The 21,074-nt window shown below is 67.1% G+C and carries 17 protein-coding genes and 2 tRNA genes; 13 read left to right on the top strand and 6 right to left on the bottom strand.

Translation table 11 applies throughout. The features are described 5' to 3' along the window. Nucleotide 1 precedes the first annotated feature (1 nt). Nucleotides 2-1,294: an O-antigen polymerase gene (locus tag AU194_RS26330; protein WP_059092218.1), complete on the top strand. Its 1,293-nt coding sequence runs from the start codon at nt 2-4 to the stop codon at nt 1,292-1,294. On the opposite strand, the gene AU194_RS26325 is transcribed toward AU194_RS26330, so the two are convergent. Both AU194_RS26325 and AU194_RS26320 read right to left on the bottom strand, forming a co-directional pair. Then, nucleotides 1,248-2,828: a glycosyl hydrolase family 28-related protein gene (locus AU194_RS26325; protein ID WP_059092217.1), complete on the bottom strand. Its 1,581-nt coding sequence runs from the start codon at nt 2,826-2,828 to the stop codon at nt 1,248-1,250. The genes AU194_RS26330 and AU194_RS26325 overlap by 47 nt on opposite strands. After that, entirely contained in the window at nt 2,825-3,976 is a 1,152-nt protein-coding gene (locus AU194_RS26320) for a glycosyltransferase family 1 protein (protein ID WP_059092216.1), read from the bottom strand. Before AU194_RS26320 ends, AU194_RS26325 begins: the two co-directional genes overlap by 4 nt. Before the next feature lie 76 nt (nt 3,977-4,052). On the opposite strand from AU194_RS26320, the gene AU194_RS26315 reads away from it, so the two are divergent. The 4 genes from AU194_RS26315 (at nt 4,053) to AU194_RS26300 (ending at nt 8,555) form a co-directional block, all read left to right on the top strand. Next, the gene (locus AU194_RS26315) at nt 4,053-4,760 is read left to right on the top strand and encodes a GAF domain-containing protein (RefSeq protein WP_231743584.1); all 708 of its coding nucleotides are present in this window, start codon (nt 4,053-4,055) and stop codon (nt 4,758-4,760) included. Nucleotides 4,761-4,917: 157 nt separating this feature from the next. Beyond that, entirely contained in the window at nt 4,918-6,426 is a 1,509-nt protein-coding gene (locus tag AU194_RS26310) for a sugar transferase (protein WP_059092215.1), read from the top strand. 67 nt (nt 6,427-6,493) lie between these two features. Beyond that, on the top strand, nt 6,494-7,159 hold the full coding sequence (locus AU194_RS26305) for an undecaprenyl diphosphate synthase family protein (RefSeq protein ID WP_059092214.1): 666 nt from the start codon (nt 6,494-6,496) through the stop codon (nt 7,157-7,159). Between the two features lie 4 nt (nt 7,160-7,163). Next, complete coding sequence (locus AU194_RS26300) at nt 7,164-8,555, top strand: NAD(P)/FAD-dependent oxidoreductase (protein ID WP_059092213.1); 1,392 nt, start codon at nt 7,164-7,166, stop codon at nt 8,553-8,555. Here the strand turns inward: AU194_RS26300 and AU194_RS26295 are convergent. Then, the gene (locus AU194_RS26295) at nt 8,545-10,884 is read right to left on the bottom strand and encodes a glycosyl hydrolase family 28-related protein (RefSeq protein WP_304438560.1); all 2,340 of its coding nucleotides are present in this window, start codon (nt 10,882-10,884) and stop codon (nt 8,545-8,547) included. The two genes, AU194_RS26300 and AU194_RS26295, sit on opposite strands and share 11 nt — an antisense overlap. Before the next feature lie 442 nt (nt 10,885-11,326). On the opposite strand from AU194_RS26295, the gene AU194_RS26290 reads away from it, so the two are divergent. Continuing rightward, on the top strand, nt 11,327-12,694 hold the full coding sequence (locus AU194_RS26290) for a hypothetical protein (protein ID WP_059092211.1): 1,368 nt from the start codon (nt 11,327-11,329) through the stop codon (nt 12,692-12,694). Between the two features lie 73 nt (nt 12,695-12,767). Here the strand turns inward: AU194_RS26290 and AU194_RS26285 are convergent. After that, nucleotides 12,768-12,841, bottom strand: a tRNA-Gly gene (locus tag AU194_RS26285). 137 nt (nt 12,842-12,978) lie between these two features. Between AU194_RS26285 and AU194_RS26280 the strand changes: the two genes are divergently transcribed. The 5 genes from AU194_RS26280 (at nt 12,979) to clpX (ending at nt 17,404) form a co-directional block, all read left to right on the top strand. Next, nucleotides 12,979-13,052, top strand: a tRNA-Pro gene (locus AU194_RS26280). 47 nt (nt 13,053-13,099) lie between these two features. Beyond that, complete coding sequence (tig, locus tag AU194_RS26275) at nt 13,100-14,503, top strand: trigger factor (protein WP_059092210.1); 1,404 nt, start codon at nt 13,100-13,102, stop codon at nt 14,501-14,503. A 54-nt stretch (nt 14,504-14,557) separates the two neighbouring features. After that, on the top strand, nt 14,558-15,199 hold the full coding sequence (locus tag AU194_RS26270) for an ATP-dependent Clp protease proteolytic subunit (RefSeq protein ID WP_082698855.1): 642 nt from the start codon (nt 14,558-14,560) through the stop codon (nt 15,197-15,199). Further along, on the top strand, nt 15,199-15,846 hold the full coding sequence (locus AU194_RS26265) for an ATP-dependent Clp protease proteolytic subunit (RefSeq protein ID WP_059092208.1): 648 nt from the start codon (nt 15,199-15,201) through the stop codon (nt 15,844-15,846). Before AU194_RS26270 ends, AU194_RS26265 begins: the two co-directional genes overlap by 1 nt. Nucleotides 15,847-16,123: 277 nt before the next feature. Beyond that, complete coding sequence (gene clpX / locus AU194_RS26260; RefSeq protein ID WP_059092207.1) at nt 16,124-17,404, top strand: ATP-dependent Clp protease ATP-binding subunit ClpX; 1,281 nt, start codon at nt 16,124-16,126, stop codon at nt 17,402-17,404. 66 nt (nt 17,405-17,470) lie between these two features. Here the strand turns inward: clpX and fdhD are convergent, their stop codons facing one another. Then, nucleotides 17,471-18,295 (bottom strand): formate dehydrogenase accessory sulfurtransferase FdhD, encoded by an 825-nt coding sequence (fdhD, locus tag AU194_RS26255; protein WP_059092206.1) that lies wholly within the window; start codon nt 18,293-18,295, stop codon nt 17,471-17,473. A 23-nt stretch (nt 18,296-18,318) separates the two neighbouring features. Continuing rightward, nucleotides 18,319-18,951 (bottom strand): TetR/AcrR family transcriptional regulator, encoded by a 633-nt coding sequence (locus AU194_RS26250; RefSeq protein ID WP_059092271.1) that lies wholly within the window; start codon nt 18,949-18,951, stop codon nt 18,319-18,321. A 45-nt stretch (nt 18,952-18,996) separates the two neighbouring features. Here AU194_RS26250 and AU194_RS26245 point away from each other — a divergent pair, with 45 nt between their 5' ends. Both AU194_RS26245 and AU194_RS26240 read left to right on the top strand, forming a co-directional pair. Then, nucleotides 18,997-19,992 (top strand): Rieske 2Fe-2S domain-containing protein, encoded by a 996-nt coding sequence (locus AU194_RS26245; RefSeq protein ID WP_059092205.1) that lies wholly within the window; start codon nt 18,997-18,999, stop codon nt 19,990-19,992. Then, the gene (locus AU194_RS26240) at nt 19,989-21,068 is read left to right on the top strand and encodes a dihydrodipicolinate reductase (protein WP_059092204.1); all 1,080 of its coding nucleotides are present in this window, start codon (nt 19,989-19,991) and stop codon (nt 21,066-21,068) included. Before AU194_RS26245 ends, AU194_RS26240 begins: the two co-directional genes overlap by 4 nt. The last annotated feature ends 6 nt before the right edge of the window (nt 21,069-21,074 follow it).

Below are 21,074 nucleotides of genomic sequence, written 5' to 3'. Positions count from 1 at the left end.
CGTGCGCACCTCCGCCCGCCCGCCCGGGTGGTTCAGTCCCGCCGTCCTGATCCTGGCGCCGGTGACGATGTCGTTCCTGGCATGGACGGCACTGTTCATCCGCCAGCGGCTCGGACCGCCGCAGGCATCGGCCGAGGCGTTGACCGGATTCGCGATCCCCGCGCAGACCAGTGGACGCGGTATCGCGCTGCTGGTGCTGTGGTACGCCGCGATCGTGTTGGTGTCCATGGTCGGATTCTGGTGGGGGACAGAACGATCGCGCCCGGCCGCGGACGGCGCGCCGACCGAGAGCGCCTGGTTCGAACGCCGGTACTTCTACCTGATCCTGGCCGCGGGTGCGGTCGGGGTCGGATACTCGTTCCTCAAGGTGGGTGGTCCGTCGGCGATCGTCGCATCGCTGAGCCAGCAGACCGCCAACGACTTCAGCAACGCCCTGTCGGGGTTCGCGGGACCGCAGACGCTGCGGTACGCCACGATCCTGGCCGCGCCCATCGGGGTGTACCTGTGGCGGAAGAAGGTCATCCGGTGGCCCTACATGGTCGCGGGGGTGCTGCTGCTGGTGTCCAACGCGATGATCGCCTCGCGGTTGGCGCTACTGATGTCGTGCGTGGTCTATCTCGCGGTGTGGGTGCGCGGCCGGGCACGACCGGCCGCAGGAGGGTCGTCGGTGCGCACCTGGGTCACACTCGCGGTGATCGTGTTGTGCGGTTTCGCCGTCCTGACGATGCTGAACTACTTCCGCAACGCGAACTACTACCGCGAGGCTGGGGTGTCGAATCCGGTGGCGATGAACCTGTACCAGTCGGGGGCCTATCTCGCCGTGCCCGCGCAGGTCTCGATCGGCGTATCGGATGCGGTGGCCACCGGTGCGTGGCAGAACTCCGGCAGTGCTGGGGCATCGCTCGACGCGGTGAAACCGACCTTCCTGCAATTCAACAAGGTGGCCAAGGACGACAGTTGGAAACAGTCGTCGGTGTACGGGTACTCGGTGTCGTTCGCGGGCAACTTCTTCACCAATTCGGTGTTCGCGGACATCTATTCCGAACACGGCACATGGGGATGGCTGTACACGATCGTGGCGTACGGATTCGCCGGCTACGCGTTCGCGCGAATCTTCAGTTTCAGTCCGGTCATCGCCGCGTCGGCGGGCGTGGTGGCGTACTGCTTCCTCGAGGTGTGGCGGGTGCAGATCCTGGTTTACGGGATCGTCATATTCCTGTTTTTGCTCACCGCGGGCAGCGCGCTGGTCACCGCACGCACACGACCTCCGAAGGACGCTCGACCGGTGGAGTGACCGTCAGATTCCGGATGGCCAACGGCGCCTCACCGGCGCCGCCCGCGCAGACATCCGGCGCGGACAACCGCACCGGTGTCCACGCCGCGTCCGCCGCGGCCCAACCGATGCTCACCTCGTCGATCACACCGTCGCAGTTCTCGGCGTCGACAACGGCTTTCGCGGTCTGCGGCCGATCCCTGCGGGTGATCGCAATGCCGAGGCGGTCGACGGTGAGTCCGCTCGCGTCGTCGGCGGTGAACACGGTGACCGGTTCGGCGTGCCGGATTGCGACGGTGCCGAACGTGATCGCATCGGCGTCGCCGACGCCCACTCCGCCGTTGCCACCCGTCGTCGAATCGGCGGTGACGCTGCAGTTGTCGATCCGCAGGCCGCGGACCCTTGTGTCGGTGAGCGATTCGGCGCGCACCGCCCACGTCGTACAGTCGTCGATCTTGGCGTCGCCGACGTGGACGTCGAAATCGGTGAACCGCGGGTCGCCCGGTGCGGCGGGGCGGGCCAGCAGATGTATCCCCATATCGCAGTCGGTCGCGGTCGCGTCGTCGAGGCGGATCCCGCGGCTGGCGACGTAGTTCCAGCCGACGTCGGCACCCGGTTGGGCGGAGTCGACGAGGAACGCCGAACCGGCTTCGACGCCGACGACGTCGAGACCGGTCACGTTGACCCGGTTCGCACCGGCGAGTCGGACGCCGTTGGCCCGGCACCCGAACACGTTGACACCGGTGACGTCGAAGTCCGCGTTGGACCAGTCGGTGAGGTCGGGGTAGGAGAACGTGCGCGCGGTGCGATCGAACGTGGGTTCCGGCGCGAAGTAGGTCACCAGCGCGAGCCCGTCGTCCCCGGTGTTCACCGCGCTGAATCCGTCGACCGACCCGGCTCGACACGCATTGAAGTGCAGCCCGTCGGCACCGCTGTCGGCCACCCGCAGCCCCGCGACGCGGATGTCGGACACCCCTGACATCACCACGCCGGTCTGTGGGCTCGACCTGACCGTGCAGTCGATCAGCGACACCTTCGTGACCGGGGTGCGGTCGCCGGCCCAGTTCCGCGGCGGATCGCCGTCGAAATCGGGATAGCCCTCGACCCGGATGCCGTCACCGAGCGAACGCTCCGCACCGTCGGCCCAGCGGATGTTGACGCCCTGCAGGCGGATCTGCGAGGCGGGTCCCCGGATGAGCAGGCCGTGGCTACTGCCGGTGCGCTTGACCGGATGCAGATTGTCCATGAGAAGTTCGGCGCCGGAACCGAATTCGACGGTGATGTCGGCCAGTCCGGCGATCACGACGGCCGCACCGTTGCGTGGCCACCGCTGGGCGAATCGGTAGGTGCCGGTCGGGAACCGCAGGGTGCCGCCGGGACGCAGGGCGGCCGCGGCGTTCTGGATGGCGGCCGAGTCGTCGGCGATGCCGTCGCCCGCGGCCCCGAAGTCGCGGACGTCGACGACGGTGCGCGGACGTTCGACACACCCGGCCAGGACGGTGAGTGCGGTTGCGGCGCAACCGCCGACGATCAGTGCGCGCCGTGACAGCGTCACGTCCGGCTGCCGACGAGTTCGGCGCATATCTCGTCGGCCGCGGCGGTGGCGCGGATCTGCTGCTGACGGGCCAGGACATGGGTGTGGCCGCGTTCGGCCAGCGCGGCACGGGCGCCGTCGTCCGCGCAGTACTTGCGCAGCAGCGCCGCCAGTTGGTCGGGCCGGTGCGGGTCGAAGAAATCGGCGCCGTCGCCGCAGGTTTCGCGGATCGACGGGATCGATGACGCCACGACGGCGGTGCGTGAGGCCATGGCCTCCAGCGGCGGCAGTCCGGCACCCTCGTGCAGCGACGGCATGATCAACAGTTCCGCGTTGGCGACCAGCGCCCGCAGTGCGGCGAAGTCGAGCTGTCCGGTGACCAGCACCCGGTCGGGGTTGTCCTCGGCGAGCCGGCGCACGCGGTCGTCGAGTGTGCGCAGCGAGGCGCCGCCGCCCGCGATCACCAGCTTGTGCGGGATGGTGTTCGCGAGGCCGGCGAAGACCTCGAGCACCAGCGGAAGGTTCTTGTACACCTTGGTGTTTCCGACGTACAGCAGGTAGCGGCCGTCGACCGGGGACAGGTCCGGATCGGCCGGCTGCAACCACACCTCGTCGATCGGTATCGGCGTCACGGTGATCGGCGCCTTCGGTTCGATGTCCCGTAGTGTGGCCGCCGTCGCCTCGGACACCGTGAAGATGCGGTGGCAGAGCCGGGCGTCCGCGCCGAGCATCGCGCGGGCATAGAAGCGGCGGGCGCGGCTCTGACCGCTGATCTGTTCGGGCAGCAGGTGGATGGTGTCGTGGACGGTGGCGTACAGCGAGATCCCGCGGTGGCGGGGGAGGAGGCGTGCCAACGGGTAGGGGTAGTGCGGCAGCCACACCGCACGCGGCCGGGCCGTGTCGAACGCATGCCGCCACACCGACTGTTCGGCGAGGGTGTACATGGCGGCCTGCGCCGGCTCTGCGTGGATCACCTCGGTGTCCGGGCCGAGCGCGGGTGCGGAGTCGGGATCGGCGAGCACACCCAGCGTCAGTCCCTCGCGCGCGGTCGCCTCCTGCAGATGGGGGAGCTGCGTGCGGATGTAGGTTCCGATGCCGCTCTGGCGGATGTGCCGGGCGTCGAAGAGCAGATCGATTCGGCGATCGGCTTTTTCCCGCGCGTCTTTCACGCATCCTCCTGACGTCGCATATGCAACCAGGCTACTTTTCTGCGCCGCACCGAATGCGTCGGATACCGTTTGTCGAATGACCGGCTCTCTGACAGGGTTCGACGACTGGCTCAACCGCCTGCTCGAGGAGTGTGCGCGCGACGCGGGTGAAGACGTCGTCTCCTATGTGGCCCGTGCAGTGGGGTCGCAGATGGTCGCCGATCTGCGTCGCACCCAACTGGCGTCGGTGGAGGAGCTGATGGCCCACCTCAACGAGTGCCGGGTGTTTGCCGATACGGAGATGCCCACTGTCGAAGCCGAGATCACGGACCCGGCACGGCTGCGGGCGCTCTATGCCACCGGGCTGCTCGACAGTGACCCTGAAGAAGCCTACGACCGCATCACCCGGGCGGCCGCCGCGGCGTTGGACGCACCCGCGGCCGCGCTGACCCTCGTCGACGTCGACCGGCAATTCTTCAAGAGTTCAGTCGGGATGGACGGCGACGAACGCCAGACCCCCCTCGAGCGGTCGGTGTGCCAATACCCGGTGGCAAACGGTGCCGCGTTACTGCTCGAGGACGCCCGAACCGATCCCGTCTTCCGGAACCATCCCGCCGTGCGGGACGGCACCGTCGTCGCATATCTGGGCATCCCGTTGATCGACAGGGACGACCACGCGATCGGGACGCTGTGCGTCTTCGACGACAAACCTCGCCTTTGGGGTACCGGGCACATGCAGATTCTCAGCGATCTCGCCCAACTCGCCAGCGAGCGGATCTTCGGTTCCGGCGGTCACCGACCCTGAAACCGGGCGTCCACCACGTTCTTTTCCTTTTGGTCGGCAAAGTGTTCTCAGGTTCCTCACGGATTGGCTCCCGACGCCCCCGCAAACCGATTATGGTTGAGTCTTCAAAGTCGTCCGGGGGAACGACGCATGCGACGAGACATGGGGGCGATGCAGGGTGACGTCCAGTAGCCAGGTCACGGCTGCGCGGCAACGCGTCGCGTCACCCACGGTTCGTCGGGACGTCAGCCTCGCGCCGCGGTGGGTCGACCGCCTGCGCGCCGAGTCCGGCTACATCACGATCACCGTGGCGCTCGACGTCTGGGCGGCGGCTTGGTCGGTACTGCTGGCCCACCTGTGGGTCGATCAGGAGGACAGCCGCCACATCCTGGCGATCTCGTGGCTGTTCGTCCCGATCCTGCTGGTCGTGCTCTGGTCCAGGTCGATGTACAAGCGCAAGCTCAACAGGAGCTTCCTCGACGAGATCGAACCGGTGGAGACCGCGGTGGCGGTGTCCGCGCTCGCGACCCTCACGATCATCACCGTGGTGGTGCCCGCGATGCAGACCGGGGCGCAGGTGGTGCCGCACGTGCGCCCCAGCGACGTGATGATCCGGGTGTGGCTGTGCGCGGCGGTCATCGTGCCTGCCGTCCGGCTGATGAGATCGATCGCGCAGCGGTATCTGCGGCGCAAGTACCGGTTCGGCACATCGGCGTTGATCGTCGGCGGCGGCCCGATCACCAACCAGCTCGTCACGCGGATGGCGCAGGTGCCCGACTACGGTCTGCGTCCGGTCGGCGTCCTCGACGAGGTGCGCCCCAACGACGCTGACCTGCTGGAGGTGCCCTACTTCGGCACCGTCGACAACATCGAGGTGGCCATCCGCCTCACCGGCGCAGAGGATCTCATCGTCGCGCCGTCCGCGGTCTCCGGCGAACAATTGTCGCGCTGTGCGCAAACGGCGCAGAGCCTCGGCGTCCGCGTACGGGTGGTCCCCCGGATGATGGATGTCGTCAATTCCCACACCCGCATCGAGCACCTGGGTGGCGTACCGCTGATGGTGCTCGACCCCACCGATCCGAAGGGCTGGCAGTTCGCGGTCAAACACGCGCTGGGCCGCTTCCTGGCGGGACTCGGACTGCTGATCATCTCGCCGGTGTTCTTGACGCTCGCCCTGTTGGTCAAACTCAGTTCGCCGGGGCCGATCTTCTTCAGACAGCCGAGGGTCGGGCGCGACGGCAAGGTGTTCGACTGCCTGAAGTTCCGCAGTATGCGGCCCGCCGCGCCGGCCGACGCGGCATTCGAGTTGAAGGATGGAGCGGCGCCAGGCGGTGTCGAGGGTGACGACAGGCGCACCAAGATCGGCAAGATCATGCGCAAGACGTCGCTGGACGAACTACCTCAGTTGCTCAACGTGCTCAAGGGCGATATGACGCTCGTGGGTCCGCGGCCCGAGCGCCCGGAATTCGTCGAACTCTTCGAGATGCACGTGCGGCGCTACGGCGATCGGCACCGGGTCAAGGCCGGTATCACCGGGTGGGCGCAGGTGCACGGTCTGCGGGGGCAGACCTCGATCGCCGACCGTGCGGAATTCGACAACTACTACATCGAGAACTGGACCCTCCTGCTGGACTTCAAGATCATGATCTTGACCGTGCTCGCGGTGCTGCGCCCGACCGAGGAGTAAATCCGCTCGACTGGCCAATTCTCGTAACCGAGCAAATTCCGCGATGCCTTTCCGTTACACTGGATAAGTGCAGTTATCGTCGCCGGGGGGGCCGACGCACGTCGGGTTGATTCCCGACGGATTGCGGCGGTGGGCGGATCTCAACGGAACCACACTCGTCGAGGCATATCGTCGCGGTGCGGAAAAGGTCATTGAAATACTCGTCGCACTGCGCGAATATGGTGTGTCGACGGTGTCGGTGTACAACTTGAGCCGAGCCAATCTGGCGCGTCGTGACGATGAATTGAATGCGGTCTTCTCGGCGTCGATCCACTTCCTGCGGACACTGGTGCCCGCAAACTTCGATCCGGCGGCCTGCGGCGTCCGCGTCCACGGCGATCTCGACCTGCTGCCCGACGAATACCGTGCCGCGGTCCGCGACGTCGAGGCTTCGCTCAACGGTGGCGACTTCCGCATCAACGTCCTCGCCGCCTACGACGCAGCCGACGAACTGCGGGCAGCCCATCGGCGGGCACAGCGCGACGCCGCTGACATCGCCACCGCCTTCGAGATCGGCGACGTCGATCTGGTCATCCGGACCACGCCGGAGCCGTTGCTGAGCGGGTTCCTGCCGCAGCAGTGCCAGTACGCCCAGTTGGTGTTCCTGTCCACCCCGCTCAACGATCTGCAACGGCACCACATCGACGACATCGTCGCGGACTACCGGCGCTTCCCGCAGCGCCGCGGGCGCTGAAGTCATGAGCGACAACAGGACTCCGCTCGTCATCGGCGCCGGACCCGCCGGGCTCACCGCCGCGCTGGAACTCGTGCAACGTGGGGCCACGCCGCGCGTCTTCGAGGCATCCGACCACGTCGGCGGGTTGGCCCGCACGCCGTGCCGGGACGGGTGGCGCGTAGACCCCGGTGGTCACCGATTCTTCACCAAAAGCCAAGAGGTGCTGGAACTCTGGCGGTCTCTGCTTCCTGCCGAGGAGTGGGTCGCCGTCCCGCGCCGGTCCGCCATGTTGGTGCACGGGCACCACGTGCGTTATCCGTTGGTGGGCCGGGATCTGCTGACGCAGTTGGGCATAGGCAGCGGCATCCGGGGTCTCGGAGAGCTCGCCGTGGCCAGGTTGACGCGGAGCAGGCGCCACAACCCCGGTTCGGAGAGCTTCGAGGACTGGGGCGTCAGCGAATTCGGCCGCCACTGGTACCGGCTGTTCTTCGACGGTTACGTCCGCAAGACCTGGCTCGCCGATCCCGCCGACCTGACCAGCGAGTGGGCCAATCAACGCATCCGCCCCCTCCGGTGGCGCGGGGTCGCCAAATTCACCAGTCGCGATGTCTTCCAGTACCCGCGTATGGGACCCGGCCAACTCTGGGAGGCCGCCGCGGCGACCCTCGCGGGAGCCGGCACCGAGGTGACGCTGAACGCGCCGGTGACCGGGGTGAGCCACGATCGCGACGGGTGGACGGTGCGACTTCGCCGCGGCGAGACGGCCACCGGTGACGCAGTCTTCACCAGCATGCCGCTGCGCTCGCTCATTCAAGTCTTGGAACCCGCACCGCCACAACACATCCGGGATGCCGCCGCGGCGCTCAAGCACCGGGCGCTGATCACGGTCGGGGTGGCCGTGCCGAAACGGCACGATTTTCCGTTCAACTGGCTCTACACTCCGGGCCGGGAACTGCGGGTGGGGCGAATCCAGAACTACGCGAGGTGGTCCGCCGCGCTGTCGCCGGACGGACGGGAGACCACCCACTGGGGGCTCGAGTACTTCACCAACGCCGCCGATGATCTGTGGCGGGCCGACGGCGACACCCTGGCGAGGGTCGTCGCTGCCGATCTGCGCGCGCTCGGCGTCGACCCGTCGGCCGCCGAGCAGCTGCTGTCCGTACGTTCCGAATTCGCCTATCCAGTCTACGACGCGCACCGGGAGAAGAACGTCGCAACCATCCGCGAATACCTGGCGCGGGAGCATCCGTCGCTGCGACCGATGGGACGCAACGGGATGCACCACTACGACAACCAGGACCACGCGATGCTCAGCGCGATGGGCAGCGTCGCGCGGTACTACGGCGAGGACGTCGACCCGTGGTCGGTGAACACCGAGCTCCGCTACCAGGAGTCCGGTCTGCTCAGACTGTGAGGGGCGGGATGGTGTCGCCCCACATGTCGGACCGCCACTGCGGCGATGCCTCGCCCTGGTGCAGCCAGGTGGCGTTGATGTACCAGTCGACCGGGCCGTACGGGCCGCCCTGGACCACGATGTCCGAACCGGTGGCGTCGCGGTCGCTGACGTAGGTGACGTTGGCGATGCGCACTCCCTCGCCTGCGATGTCCTCGGTCGGGTTGCCGCCGCCGAGTTCGACTGCCCACCAGGAAGATCCGATGTGGTCGTCGGTCGTGACGACGATGTCGGTCACGTCGAGGTCGTGGACTTGCAGCAGCCGTACGCCCCAGCCGGCACCGGTGCCGCGGCCGGGCAGTGTCGCGGTGATGGTGTCGAACGTGGCGTCGGCCACCCGGAAGAGTTCGACGGCGCTGCCCTGGGCGCCGTACGAGGCGACGGTACCGATGTCCAGTCCCGCGATGTCCTGGATCAGGATGCGGCCGGGACCCTCGAGAACCAGGTCGTCGATGGTCAGGTTCGACGACGGCAGGTCCGCGACGCGGTACTGGTTGCGGATCTGCGCGGCGCCGAGCACGTTGATATCGCTCGCGTGTACCGACACGAGTCGCACGTCGTCGATCACCGAATCCCGCAGCGATGCAAGCAGAATGCCTCCATTGCCGCCACCGAGCGGGCCTGCGAAGTTGTCGACCTCGGCGTGGATGTCGCGCAGGGTCAGACCGGCGAACCTGCTGGTGGCCGTGGCGGGTGTCTCGACCGCGATCGACCAGTTGCGGGCGTTGCGGATGGTGACATCGCTGATGGTCAGGCCTGTGAAATCCCACCACATCGATGCCTGGGTGCCATCAATATTGTTGGTCGCCAACACGATTCCAGTCTGGACGTCATCGACGGTGACATGAGAGATGTCGATGTCCCGGGATGCGAGGCTGGTCCAGTCGCCGGGTCCGGTGGCGATCGCCGAGTTGACCTGGACGCCGAATTCCTTACCGGTCACGGTGACGTCGGTGATGGTGATGTCGTAGCCGCCCTGCACGCGCACGCCGCTGGCGGAGCCACCCGTCACGGTGATGTGCGAGGCGACCGAGCCGCCGTTGTTCCACTCACCGACGCCCGACTGGTTGAACGGCCCGTCGGTCGGGCCGTACGTCCACAGCTGGGTGGGGTGGTAGTAGGTGACGAACGCCAGACCGTCGTCGCCGGTGTTCTGTGCGAGGAGTCCGTCCACGGTCACGCGGCGGTTCGCGTTGAAGTGCAATCCGTCGGCCAGGGTGCCGATCGCGGTGAAGTCGGTGACCGTGACGTCGGACGCGCCCATGAACACCGCCCCGGTCTGGGGTGCGTTGATGACCGTGACGCCGACGAGCGACACGTGCGAGACGGTTCCGGTCGAACCGGTCCATCCGGGCGGGGGAGCGGTGTCCGACGCCCAGCCGAGGATCGAGATCCCGTCGCCGAAGCTGCGGGTCGACGGGCGCGTCCTCCACTCGATCGTCGCGTTGCGGATCGTGACGTTGGAGGCGGCACCCTCGACACGGATGCCGTGACTGGTGCCGTGGCCGGTGACGTCGAGGTTGTCCATCAGCAGTCGGGCGCCGGGGGCGAACTCGACGGTGACGTCGGACAGTCCCTTGAGTGACACCGCGGCGCCGCCGCTCGGGTTCTGCTGGGCGAACCGGTAGGTGCCTTCGGGGAAGTAGAGGCGCTGGCCGGAGGTCAGCGCGGCCTCGGCGGCCTTGATGGCGGCGGAGTCGTCGGTGATGCCGTCGCCGACGGCGCCGTAGTCCCTGACGTCGACGGTCGTGGCCGGCGCCGGTGTCGACGACGACGTCGTATGGCGGGCGGTCGCCGCCGTTGCGGGTGGCGTCGTGCCGACGAACTGGCGGCGGGCCCACGCGAGCACGGCCCACGTCGCGGGGGAGTCGGCCGGGGCGGGGGCGGGCTCGGGTTCTTCGGCGACCGGTTCGGCCACTGCCGCAGGCTCCTCGCCCGCGGGCTCGGCTTCGACCGCTGGCTCCGGTGCTGACGCCGGTTCCTCCGCTGGCGCGGGTTCCTCTGCTGCTACCGGCTCGTCTGCTGTTGCTGGCTCGTCTGCGTCGACCAGGTCCTCATCGGAGTCATCCGCGGGTTCATCGTGCGACTCGTCCTCGTCCTCGTCCTCGGGCTCGTCGGCTTTCTGTCCGTCCGAGGACGCCTCGTCGCCTTCCGCCTCGCCCGCGGTGTCGGTGGGCTCGTTCTCTCGGGTGTCGGTCGCTGTTTGCGCGGAATTGTCCGCGCCTGCCGGCTCGGCGGGTTCGGCGCCCGCGATGCCCGGGGAGAGCAGCAGCCCGATGCCGACTGCCAACGCTGCACCGCCGACGCGGCATGACCGAGTGACCACTGCTAACTCCCCCGACTTACGCCCGCGTTAAAAAGCGGGGCTGGAACAGGGTATATGCGGAAGTGGGTATTTGAAAGAGCAAACGGCCTGCGCAGCTTGAACTACGTCGCTATTGCGCCATTGGCTAATGCAAGCCGAGCCGGCCCAACTACCCGATTTCCTGTGACCCGGATATCGCGAGTCGTTGCATGCGCAAGCGGAACAGCGTAGCGCGAAATTTACACCATCGTCAAGAACGATTGCATCTAGCGCGGAACGATCCGAATAACTACTGCTTAGTAGCCTGAAAGACAGTGGACACGGCTGAATCTGAAACGTGTCCTAATTTTGCGAATTCGCTGCGACTCAGCTTTTTCTAAGGTTACGGTGCGGATGTTCAAGATCACTTCGTACACGAGGGGTGCACATGCAGCAAACAGTTCGGTCGTATCTGACCGCCGGCGTGGCCGTAGTCGGGGCGGGGGCTTTGGCGCTCGCACCGATCCAGCCCGTCGACTCGACGCTCGGCGACACGCGGATTCCCGCGGTGTTCTCCGGCCCGGTCGGTCTCACCGCCATGTCGAACCCGACCTACGACGTCGTGTTCGGGCGGGCGGCGGAGAATTTCGAGGCGCTCGTCGAGTACTTCTTCGCTCAGTACGAACGGGACTCGACACCCATACAGGTGATCATCGAGAACCAGACCGCAAACCTGGAAAGCATTGCGGAGGCGGCCCGCGACACCGTCGAGGCGGTCGGCACGGCGCTGACCGAGACGGTGCCCAACCAGATCCGTGCGGCCTTCGAAGCCCTCGGCGAAGGCGACTTCTACACCGCAGTGAACCTTTTGGTGGGTGCCGCGATCGCGCCGGTGGCACCGCTGCTGTTCTTCGCGCAACCCGTCCACGTAGCCATCACCTCGACGCTGGCGAACGCCGTCAAGGCCATCACTTTCGCGACCGACCCTCTCGTGCTCGGCCTCCAGTTGCTCTCGGTGGTCGGGCCGGTCATCAACGGTGCCGCCGCCGCCGTGGCCTCGGTTCAGGCGATCGTCGACTCCTTCGACGGCGGCGATCCGCTGCGCGAGATCATCAACGCTCCAGCCACGATTCTCGACGGCATCCTCAATGGCGGATACGGCCCTGACTTCGGGGCGGTGTTGGGCGGTGGGCCGCTGCCCTTCGGCATCTTCGCCGGTGGGTTGCTGTCCGGAGAAGCGGGGCCGTCCACAGGTCCGGTTCCCGGTCTGACGCTGCCCGGACCCATCGGCATGTTCCTCACATGGCGGGAGCAGCTCGCGAATTCCATCTGGTCAGGTATGGGACTTGCCCGCGCGTCGGCCGATGCGCAGGTGAGCGACCTGCCCGATGCCGACGCCAACCTCATCTCCATCTCCACCGACGAGGTGACCGACGAGCCGCCGGTGGAGGACGTGTCCTTCCAGAAGTCCGCCCCGGAGCCGGAGAAGAGCGTCGCGCCGGTGACCGACCCCGCCGACGAGGAGGAAACCGAGGTCGACGACCCGACCGACTCCGAGCCCGTCGACGGAGCCGATGACGTCGACCTCGGCGGCGACACCGACAAGGGCGACGACAGCGAGCCCGAGGAGAGCGTCGACGTCACCGGTGAGGACGACGTCGCGGGCGGCGACGAGGGCGCGGGGGAGAACGAGGGCACTGACGGCGACAACGCCGGTTCCGACAACGGCGGCACCACCGGCGGCAACCCCGCGGACAACGGCTCCGGCGACAACGCCTCGAACAGCGACAAGGGTTCGGACGGGTCCGACGAGTAGACCCGCCTGAACCGAGTCGACCCCCTCTCGAAGCTTGGGAGGGGGTCGTCTGCTGTCCGGCCTGCCGGCCGAGTGGAGCGGGCGACGGGAATCGAACCCGCGTAATCAGTTTGGAAGACTGAGGCTCTACCATTGAGCTACGCCCGCATGCTGCGCAGCAGATCGTACCGGCGGCCACCGGATCAATCCAATTGGCCGCCTCGCGCGCGGGTGCCCGGCGCGCACGCCGTAGTATCTCGCGTGGTCAGCCCGCGCGTCCGCGCGTGGTGCGGACCACGACGGCGCGGGGTGTAGCGCAGCTTGGTAGCGCATCCGCTTTGGGAGCGGAAGGCCGCAGGTTCAAATCCTGTCACCCCGACAACCCACATCGTTGACAGCAGTACCCAGACATGAGGAGAGACCGCAGTGAAGAGCACCGTCGAGAAGTTGAGCCCCACCCGGGTGCGCATCAACGTGGAGGTGCCCTTCACGGAACTCGAGCCAGACTTCGACCGCGCGTTCAAGGAGCTCGCCAAGCAGATCCGCCTGCCCGGCTTCCGTCCCGGTAAGGCTCCACGCAAGCTGCTCGAGGCGCGCGTCGGCCGCGAGGCGATGCTCGACCAGGTCGTCGGCGACGCCGTCCCCGGCCGCTACACCGAGGCCATCACGACGCAGGCCGTGCAGCCGCTCGGCCAGCCCGAGATCGAGATCACCAAGAAGGAGTACGGCGAAGACCTGGTGTTCACCGCCGAGGTCGACGTCCGCCCCGAGATCGAGCTGCCCGACCTGTCCGCTCTGACCATCACCGTCGACCCGATCGAGGTCGCCGACGACGAGGTCGACACCGAACTGCAGAACCTGCGCGCCCGCTTCGGCACGCTGACCGGTGTCGAGCGGCCCGCCCAGGACGGCGACTTCGTCTCCATCGACCTGTCGGCCACCGTCGACGGTCAGGACGTCCCCGAGGCCAAGACCGAGGGACTGTCCCACGAGGTCGGCTCCGGTCAGCTGATCGAGGGTCTCGACGACGCGATCGTCGGCCTGTCGGAGGGGGAGAGCAAGGAGTTCACCACCACGCTGGCCGCCGGCGAGCACGCCGGTAAGGAAGCCGTCGTCACGGTCACGGTGAAGTCCATCAAGGAACGGGAACTGCCCGAGCCCGACGACGAGTTCGCCCAACTCGCCAGCGAGTTCGACACCATCGACGAGCTCAAGGAGAGCCTCGTCGAGCAGGTCCGGCGGGTGAAGCGCGTCCAGCAGGCCGAGCAGATCCGCGACAAGGCGCTGGAGCTGCTGCTCGAGCAGGTCGAGGTCCCGCTGCCCGAGAAGATCGTGCAGGCGCAGATCGACGACACCGTGCACAACGCGATCCACGGCCTCGACCACGACGAGGATCGCTTCGCCGAGCAGCTCGCCGAACAGGGCAGCAGCCGCGAGGAGTTCGACGCCACCACCCGCAGCGAGGCCGAGAAGGCCGTCAAGACCCAGCTGCTGATGGATGCGCTCGCCGACAAGCTCGAGGTCCAGGTGGGCCAGAACGACCTGACCGAGCGCCTGGTCCTGATGTCGCGCCAGTACGGCCTCGAGCCGCAGCAGCTGCTGCAGATCCTGCAGCAGCAGAACCAGCTGCCCGCCATGTTCGCCGACGTGCGCCGCGGCCTGACCATCGCCGCCGTCGTGCACGGGGCCACCGTCAAGGACACCGAGGGCAACGACATCGACACCACCGAGTTCTTCGGACCCGCGGGCGGTGCCGAGGCCGAGGCCGGTGACGCCGAGAGCGCCGACGAGGCCGCTGAGGACGGCGAGGCTCAGGCCGCCGACGAGTGACGCTGTGAGCGAACGCGCGCCTTCTAGGGAGTGCACGCTCACCCAGGTTGGTTAGTGTCGGTAGCGACCCAAGACGTACAAGAAAGCAGGTATCCAGTCGTGACTGTTATGCGTGGCGGGGCGGCGGGCCTCACGCTCCAGGACTCGGTCTACGAGCGCTTGCTCGCCGAGCGCATCATCTTCCTCGGTTCGCAGGTGGACGACGACATCGCCAACCGCCTGTGCGCCCAGATCTTGCTGCTGTCGGCCGAGGACCCCACCAAGGACATCCACCTCTACATCAACTCGCCCGGCGGCTCGATCAGCGCCGGCATGGCGATCTACGACACGATGGTGCTGGCGCCCTGCGACGTCGCCACGTACGCGATGGGGATGGCGGCGTCCATGGGTGAGTTCCTGCTCGCCGCGGGCACCAAGGGCAAGCGCTACGCCCTGCCCCACGCACGCATCCTGATGCACCAGCCGCTCGGCGGGATCACCGGCGGTGCGGCCGACATCGCGATCCAGGCCGAGCAGTTCGCCTCGATCAAGAAGGAGATGTTCCGCCTGAACGCCGAGTTCACCGGGCAGACCATCGAGCGCATCGAGGCCGACTCCGACCGCGACCGCTGGTTCACCGCGGCCGAAGCGCTCGAGTACGGATTCGTCGACCACATCATCACCAGCGCCAGCATCAACGACGGAGTGGCCCCCTAATGAACAACCCGACCGATCCCCGCCTCCAGCCGCAGGCGCGCTACATCCTGCCGTCGTTCATCGAACACTCGAGCTTCGGCGTCAAGGAGTCCAACCCGTACAACAAGCTCTTCGAGGAACGCATCATCTTCCTCGGCGTGCAGGTCGACGACGCGTCGGCGAACGACATCATGGCCCAGCTGCTGGTGCTCGAGTCGCTCGATCCCGACCGCGACATCACCATGTACATCAACTCGCCGGGCGGCTCGTTCACCAGCCTGATGGCGATCTACGACACCATGCAGTACGTGCGTGCCGACATCCAGACGGTGTGCCTCGGGCAGGCCGCCTCGGCCGCCGCGGTGCTGCTGGCCGCGGGCACCCCGGGTAAGCGCCTCGCGCTGCCCAACGCCCGCATCCTCATCCACCAGCCCGCGCTGTCCGGCGTGATCCAGGGTCAGTTCTCCGATCTGGAGATCCAGGCCAAGGAGATCGAGCGGATGCGTTCGCTGATGGAGAGCACGCTCGCGCGGCACACCGGCAAAGATCCGGAGACCATCCGCAAGGACACCGATCGCGACAAGATCCTGACCGCCGACGAGGCCAAGGATTACGGGATCATCGATACCGTGCTGGAGTACCGGAAGCTCTCGGCGCAGTCGTCCTGACGTCTGAGTTTTCGGCCAGAGGCCCACAACGCCGTGCGCGGTATTGTGGGCCTCAGTCATACGCGAGCCATCAGCGCCGGTCACGGACGCGACACGCAACACCCCGGCGGCGCGTGGCACGCGGCAGACGGACGCGGAAGGCGTTATGTTGACGCGACAGCTGAATACCACCAGCGCGATTCGTCTCTAACGGTCGCACCGCGCGGGAGTTAACGGGTAGCGTCGGGAACGAACCCGACCCCACCGACGTCGAACAGGAAAGTAGGACCTCACCACCATGGCGCGCATTGGAGACGGCGGTGACCTGCTGAAGTGCTCGTTCTGCGGGAAGAGTCAGAAGCAGGTCAAGAAGCTCATCGCCGGCCCCGGCGTGTACATCTGTGACGAGTGCATCGATCTCTGCAACGAGATCATCGAAGAGGAGTTGGCCGACGCCGACGAGGTGAAACTCGACGAGCTCCCCAAGCCCGCGGAGATCCGCGAGTTCCTCGAGAGCTACGTCATCGGACAGGACACCGCCAAGCGCACCCTGGCCGTCGCGGTCTACAACCACTACAAGCGCATCCAGGCGGGGGAGAAGAGCCGCGACTCGCGCTCGGAGCCCGTCGAGCTGACGAAGTCGAACATCCTGATGCTCGGCCCCACCGGCTGCGGTAAGACCTACCTGGCGCAGACGCTGGCCAAGATGCTCAACGTGCCGTTCGCGATCGCGGACGCCACCGCGCTCACCGAGGCCGGTTACGTCGGCGAGGACGTCGAGAACATCCTGCTCAAGTTGATCCAGGCTGCCGACTACGACGTCAAGCGCGCCGAGACCGGCATCATCTACATCGACGAGGTCGACAAGATCGCCCGTAAGAGCGAGAACCCGTCGATCACCCGCGACGTCTCCGGCGAGGGTGTGCAGCAGGCGCTGCTGAAGATCCTCGAGGGCACGCAGGCGTCGGTCCCTCCGCAGGGCGGCCGCAAGCATCCGCACCAGGAGTTCATCCAGATCGACACCACCAACGTGTTGTTCATCGTCGCGGGTGCGTTCGCCGGTCTCGAGAAGATCGTCTCCGACCGCGTCGGCAAGCGCGGCCTGGGCTTCGGCGCCGAGGTGCGCAGCAAGGCCGAGATCGACACCCAGGACCACTTCGCCGAGGTGATGCCGGAGGATCTGATCAAGTTCGGTCTGATCCCCGAGTTCATCGGCCGCCTGCCCGTCGTGGCGTCGGTGACCAACCTCGACAAGGAATCGCTGGTCAAGATCCTGTCGGAGCCCAAGAACGCGCTGGTCAAGCAGTACACCCGGCTGTTCGAGATGGACGGGGTGGAGCTGGAGTTCGCCGACGACGCGCTCGAGGCGATAGCCGATCAGGCCATCCACCGCGGCACCGGCGCCCGCGGTTTGCGCGCCATCATGGAGGAGGTGCTGCTGCCGGTGATGTACGACATCCCGAGCCGCGACGACGTCGCGAAGGTGGTCGTCACCAAGGAGACCGTCGACGACAACGTGCTCCCGACGATCGTGCCGCGTAAGCCGTCGCGCAGTGAGCGCCGCGACAAGAGCGCCTAGCACTCACCGAGATTGCACTGAGGGTCGTGAACCGCGAAGGTTCACGACCCTCAGTGCATTCTCGGGTCAGGGGGTGACGCGGTCGGGGCGGGTGTAGACGTTCATCGACTCGCCGCGCAGGAACGCGACCAGCGTGAGTCCGGACTGCCCGGCCAGGTCGACGGCCAATGACGACGGCGCGGACACGGCGGCGAGTACCGGGATGCCCGCCATCACGGCCTTCTGCGTCAGCTCGAACGACGCGCGGCCGCTGACGAGTAGCACCGTCCCCGTCAGGGGAATCCGGTCCGCCTCCAGCGCCCAGCCGATGACCTTGTCGACGGCGTTGTGCCTGCCGACGTCCTCGCGGACGACCAGCATCTCCCCGTCGGCGGTGAACAGTGCGGCGCCGTGCAGGCCACCGGTGGTGGCGAACACCTTCTGCGCCGCGCGCAGCCGGTCCGGCAGCGCGGACAGCGCCTCGGCGCTGACCTGTGACGGATCGTCACCCGGGGCGTACCTGCTGATCGTCTGCACCGCGTCGAGCGAGGCCTTCCCGCAGACCCCGCACGACGAGGTGGTGTAGAAGTTGCGGCGGATGTCGGTCGACGGCGGCGGCACGTGCGGCGCCAGCGCGACGTCGAGCACGTTGTAGGTGTTGACACCGTCGACGTCGGCGCCGCGGCAGTAGCGCACGGTCAGGACGTCGTCGCGGTGGCCGATGACGCCTTCGGTGAGCAGAAACCCTTGTGCCAGTTCGACATCGGAGCCCGGGGTGCGCATGGTCACGGTCAGCGGGCTACCGCCGACGCGAATCTCCAGTGGTTCCTCGACGACTAGCGTGTCCGGCCGCGCGACGCTGTCTCCGGCGGTGACATGGTGAACGCGTCGCCGCGCAGTGACCCGACCCATGTCTCCAGCCTAAGAGGCTGCAGTCAGTGTGTCGGCTGCAGGTAGGTGACGATCGCGTTGGTCAGCCCCGTGCGGGCGAGGTCGAGGTCGTAGTACGAGCCGAGTTGGCGTTCGGAGACCAGGCCGCGCATGGCGCCGGGGATGAACGACGCGACCTCGCGGACGCGGTCGGCGTCGACGTCCACGTCGGCGAACGCGGTCTGGCACGCCTCGATCCAGCTGCGCCCCCACGACTGGAGTTCGGCCGCGGTCTGCGGGTAGAGCCGTTCCAGTTCCGCGCCGTCGCGGGGCAGCGCCGCGCGCAGTGTCTCGATGGCGCGGGAGTCCGGCGCGGACAGGCCGTCGAACAGGACGTCGATGATCGCGGCGACCCGGTCGCGCAGCGGCGCCTCAGGGGTGGTCCGGCCGATCAGTGATCGCGCGAACGCGGATGGGGCGAGCTGCCCGCGTCGTTCCGCGGTCCGTCTGAGCACCGCGGCCCAGAGCCCGTCGATGTCGCCGAACTGGTACTTCACCGCACCCCAGGTGGCGCCGGCGTCCTTGGCGATGCGGTTGGCCGACGCGGCGGAGGTGTCACCGGTGGCCAGCGCGCGCAGCGCGGCGTCGAGCATCCCGTCGCGGGTCGCCTGTCCGCGCCGATTGGGGCGCCGTGTCACCTCCGCCACTTGACGAATCGTAGAGCCCTCTGTGATTCTCGTCCAATGGCCAAGCCGCCGTTGTCGATGAAGCCGACCGGATGGTTCTGCGTGGCGTGGTCCGACGAGGTCGGCGTCGGCGAGGTCCGCACCATGCGGTACTTCGGCGAGGAGATGGTCGCCTGGCGGGCCCGGTCCGGTCGGGTCACCGTGATGAACGCCTACTGCGAGCACCTCGGCGCGCACCTCGGCTACGGCGGTCACGTGGTCGACGAGGTGATCCAGTGCCCGTTTCACGGGTGGCAGTGGAACGCCGACGGCCGCAACGTCTGCATCCCGTATCAGGACCGGCCCAACCGGGGCAGGCGGATACGCACCTACCCCGTCGTCGAACGCAACGACGCCATCTGGGTCTGGCACGACGTCGAGGGCCGGGAGCCGTTCTTCGAGGCCCCCGACGTCTTCGCTTCCTTCGACGACGGCAGCAGCGCCGCGGACTACTACCCGCAGCAGCGGCTGTTCCGGCAGTCGCTGGAGATGCATCCGCAGTATGTGCTCGAAAACGGCGTCGACTTCGCGCATTTCAAGTACGTGCACCAGACCCCGATCGTCCCGGTCTTCACCCGTCACGACTTCGCCGCCCCGGTCTCCTACGTCGACTTCACGATCACCTTCGAAGGCGACGAGGGGCAGTCGATCGACGATGTGCGCAGCGGGGTCGAGGCCATCAACGGCGGGCTCGGCATCGCGGTCACCAAGAGCTGGGGGATGGTCGACAACCGCACCATCTCGGCGGTCACGCCGGTCGACGACCGCACCTCCGACGTCCGCTTCATGGTCTACATCGGCCGAACGCCGGGTCGCGATGACGCCCGGGCGGCGGAGAAGGCGCGTGGCTTCGGCGAGGAGGTCATCCGCCAGTTCGCCCAGGACATCCACATCTGGTCGCACCAGCGCTACTCGGACCCGCCCGCCCTGGCCACCGCCGAATACGAGGGTTTCACCGCGATCCGCAAGTGGGCCATGCAGTTCTATCCCGACGAGAAGGGCTTTCACCAATGAGCGCACCGATCCGGGTCTTCCAGGTCGCCACCGGCAACGTCGGCACCGAGATGATCAAGCGCCTGCAGCACCGGTCCGATCTCGAGTTGGTCGGATTGCATTGCTACACAACGGAAAAGGTCGGCCGTGACGCCGGTGAGATCGCCGGCATCGGCCCGATCGGGGTGATCGCCACCGGATCGGTCGAAGAAATCATCGCCGCGAAACCGGATGTGCTGACTTTTCACGGCGTGTTCCCCGACGAGGACCTCTACGTCCGGGTGCTCGAGGCCGGCATCGACATCGTCACCACCGCTGACTGGATCACCGGCTGGCACCGCGACCACAACCACCCGCATCCGTCGGGCAAGCCGGTGTCGCAGCTGTTGGCCGAGGCCTGCGCGAAGGGTGGTGCCACGTTCTACGGCACCGGGATGAATCCCGGGGTCAACCAGATCCTCGGGGTGGTGTGTTCAGCTGACGTCGCCGAGATCGAGAACGTCACCACCATCGAATCGGTCGACGTGTCCTGCCACCACAGCCGAGACACCTGGATCGAGGTGGGCTACGGCCAACCCGTCGACGACCCCGAGATCCCGGGCAAGCTCGAGAAATACACCCGCGTGTTCGCCGACAGCGTGCTGATGATGGCCGACTGTTTCGGCCTCGAACTCGACGAGGTGAAGTTCTCCTACGAACTCGGCGCCTGCACCAAGGACGTCGACCTGGGGTGGTACCAGCTGCCGAAGGGCTCGCTGGGCGGCAACTACATCAAGTACCAGGGCATGATCGACGGGGTGCCGCGGGTGGAGACCCACCTCGAGTGGCAGATGACACCCCACACCGACCCGCACTGGGACATCAGGGGCTGCTACATCACCCAGATCAAGGGCGACCCGTGCATCTACAACAAGCACATGATCTTCCCGAAGCCCGGCGTCGACCTGTCGGACCCGGATTCGTTCGCCTCGATCGGGATGACCGTTACCGGGCTGCCCGCGCTCAACGCGATCGCCTCCGTCGTCGCCGCACCACCGGGACTGCTCACGAGCGCCGATTTGCCGTTGCGCGGGTTCGCCGGTCGCTTCAAGACGTAGGGGGTG

Source organism: Mycobacterium sp. GA-2829 (genome assembly GCF_001499965.1).
Taxonomy (GTDB): Bacteria; Actinomycetota; Actinomycetes; order Mycobacteriales; family Mycobacteriaceae; genus Mycobacterium.
This window is presented reverse-complemented; position numbering and strand designations above follow the sequence as displayed.

Bases quoted from the DNA above. Each gene is read 5' to 3' on its own strand.
- AU194_RS26315 (WP_231743584.1), top strand. From the start codon at position 4,053: ATGACCGGCTCTCTGACAGGGTTCGACGACTGGCTCAACCGCCTGCTC.
- AU194_RS26300 (WP_059092213.1), top strand. From the start codon at position 7,164: ATGAGCGACAACAGGACTCCGCTCGTCATCGGCGCCGGACCCGCCGGG.
- AU194_RS26290 (WP_059092211.1), top strand. From the start codon at position 11,327: ATGCAGCAAACAGTTCGGTCGTATCTGACCGCCGGCGTGGCCGTAGTC.
- AU194_RS26265 (WP_059092208.1), top strand. From the start codon at position 15,199: ATGAACAACCCGACCGATCCCCGCCTCCAGCCGCAGGCGCGCTACATC.
- clpX (WP_059092207.1), top strand. From the start codon at position 16,124: ATGGCGCGCATTGGAGACGGCGGTGACCTGCTGAAGTGCTCGTTCTGC.
- fdhD (WP_059092206.1), bottom strand. From the start codon at position 18,295: ATGGGTCGGGTCACTGCGCGGCGACGCGTTCACCATGTCACCGCCGGA.
- AU194_RS26245 (WP_059092205.1), top strand. From the start codon at position 18,997: ATGGCCAAGCCGCCGTTGTCGATGAAGCCGACCGGATGGTTCTGCGTG.
- AU194_RS26240 (WP_059092204.1), top strand. From the start codon at position 19,989: ATGAGCGCACCGATCCGGGTCTTCCAGGTCGCCACCGGCAACGTCGGC.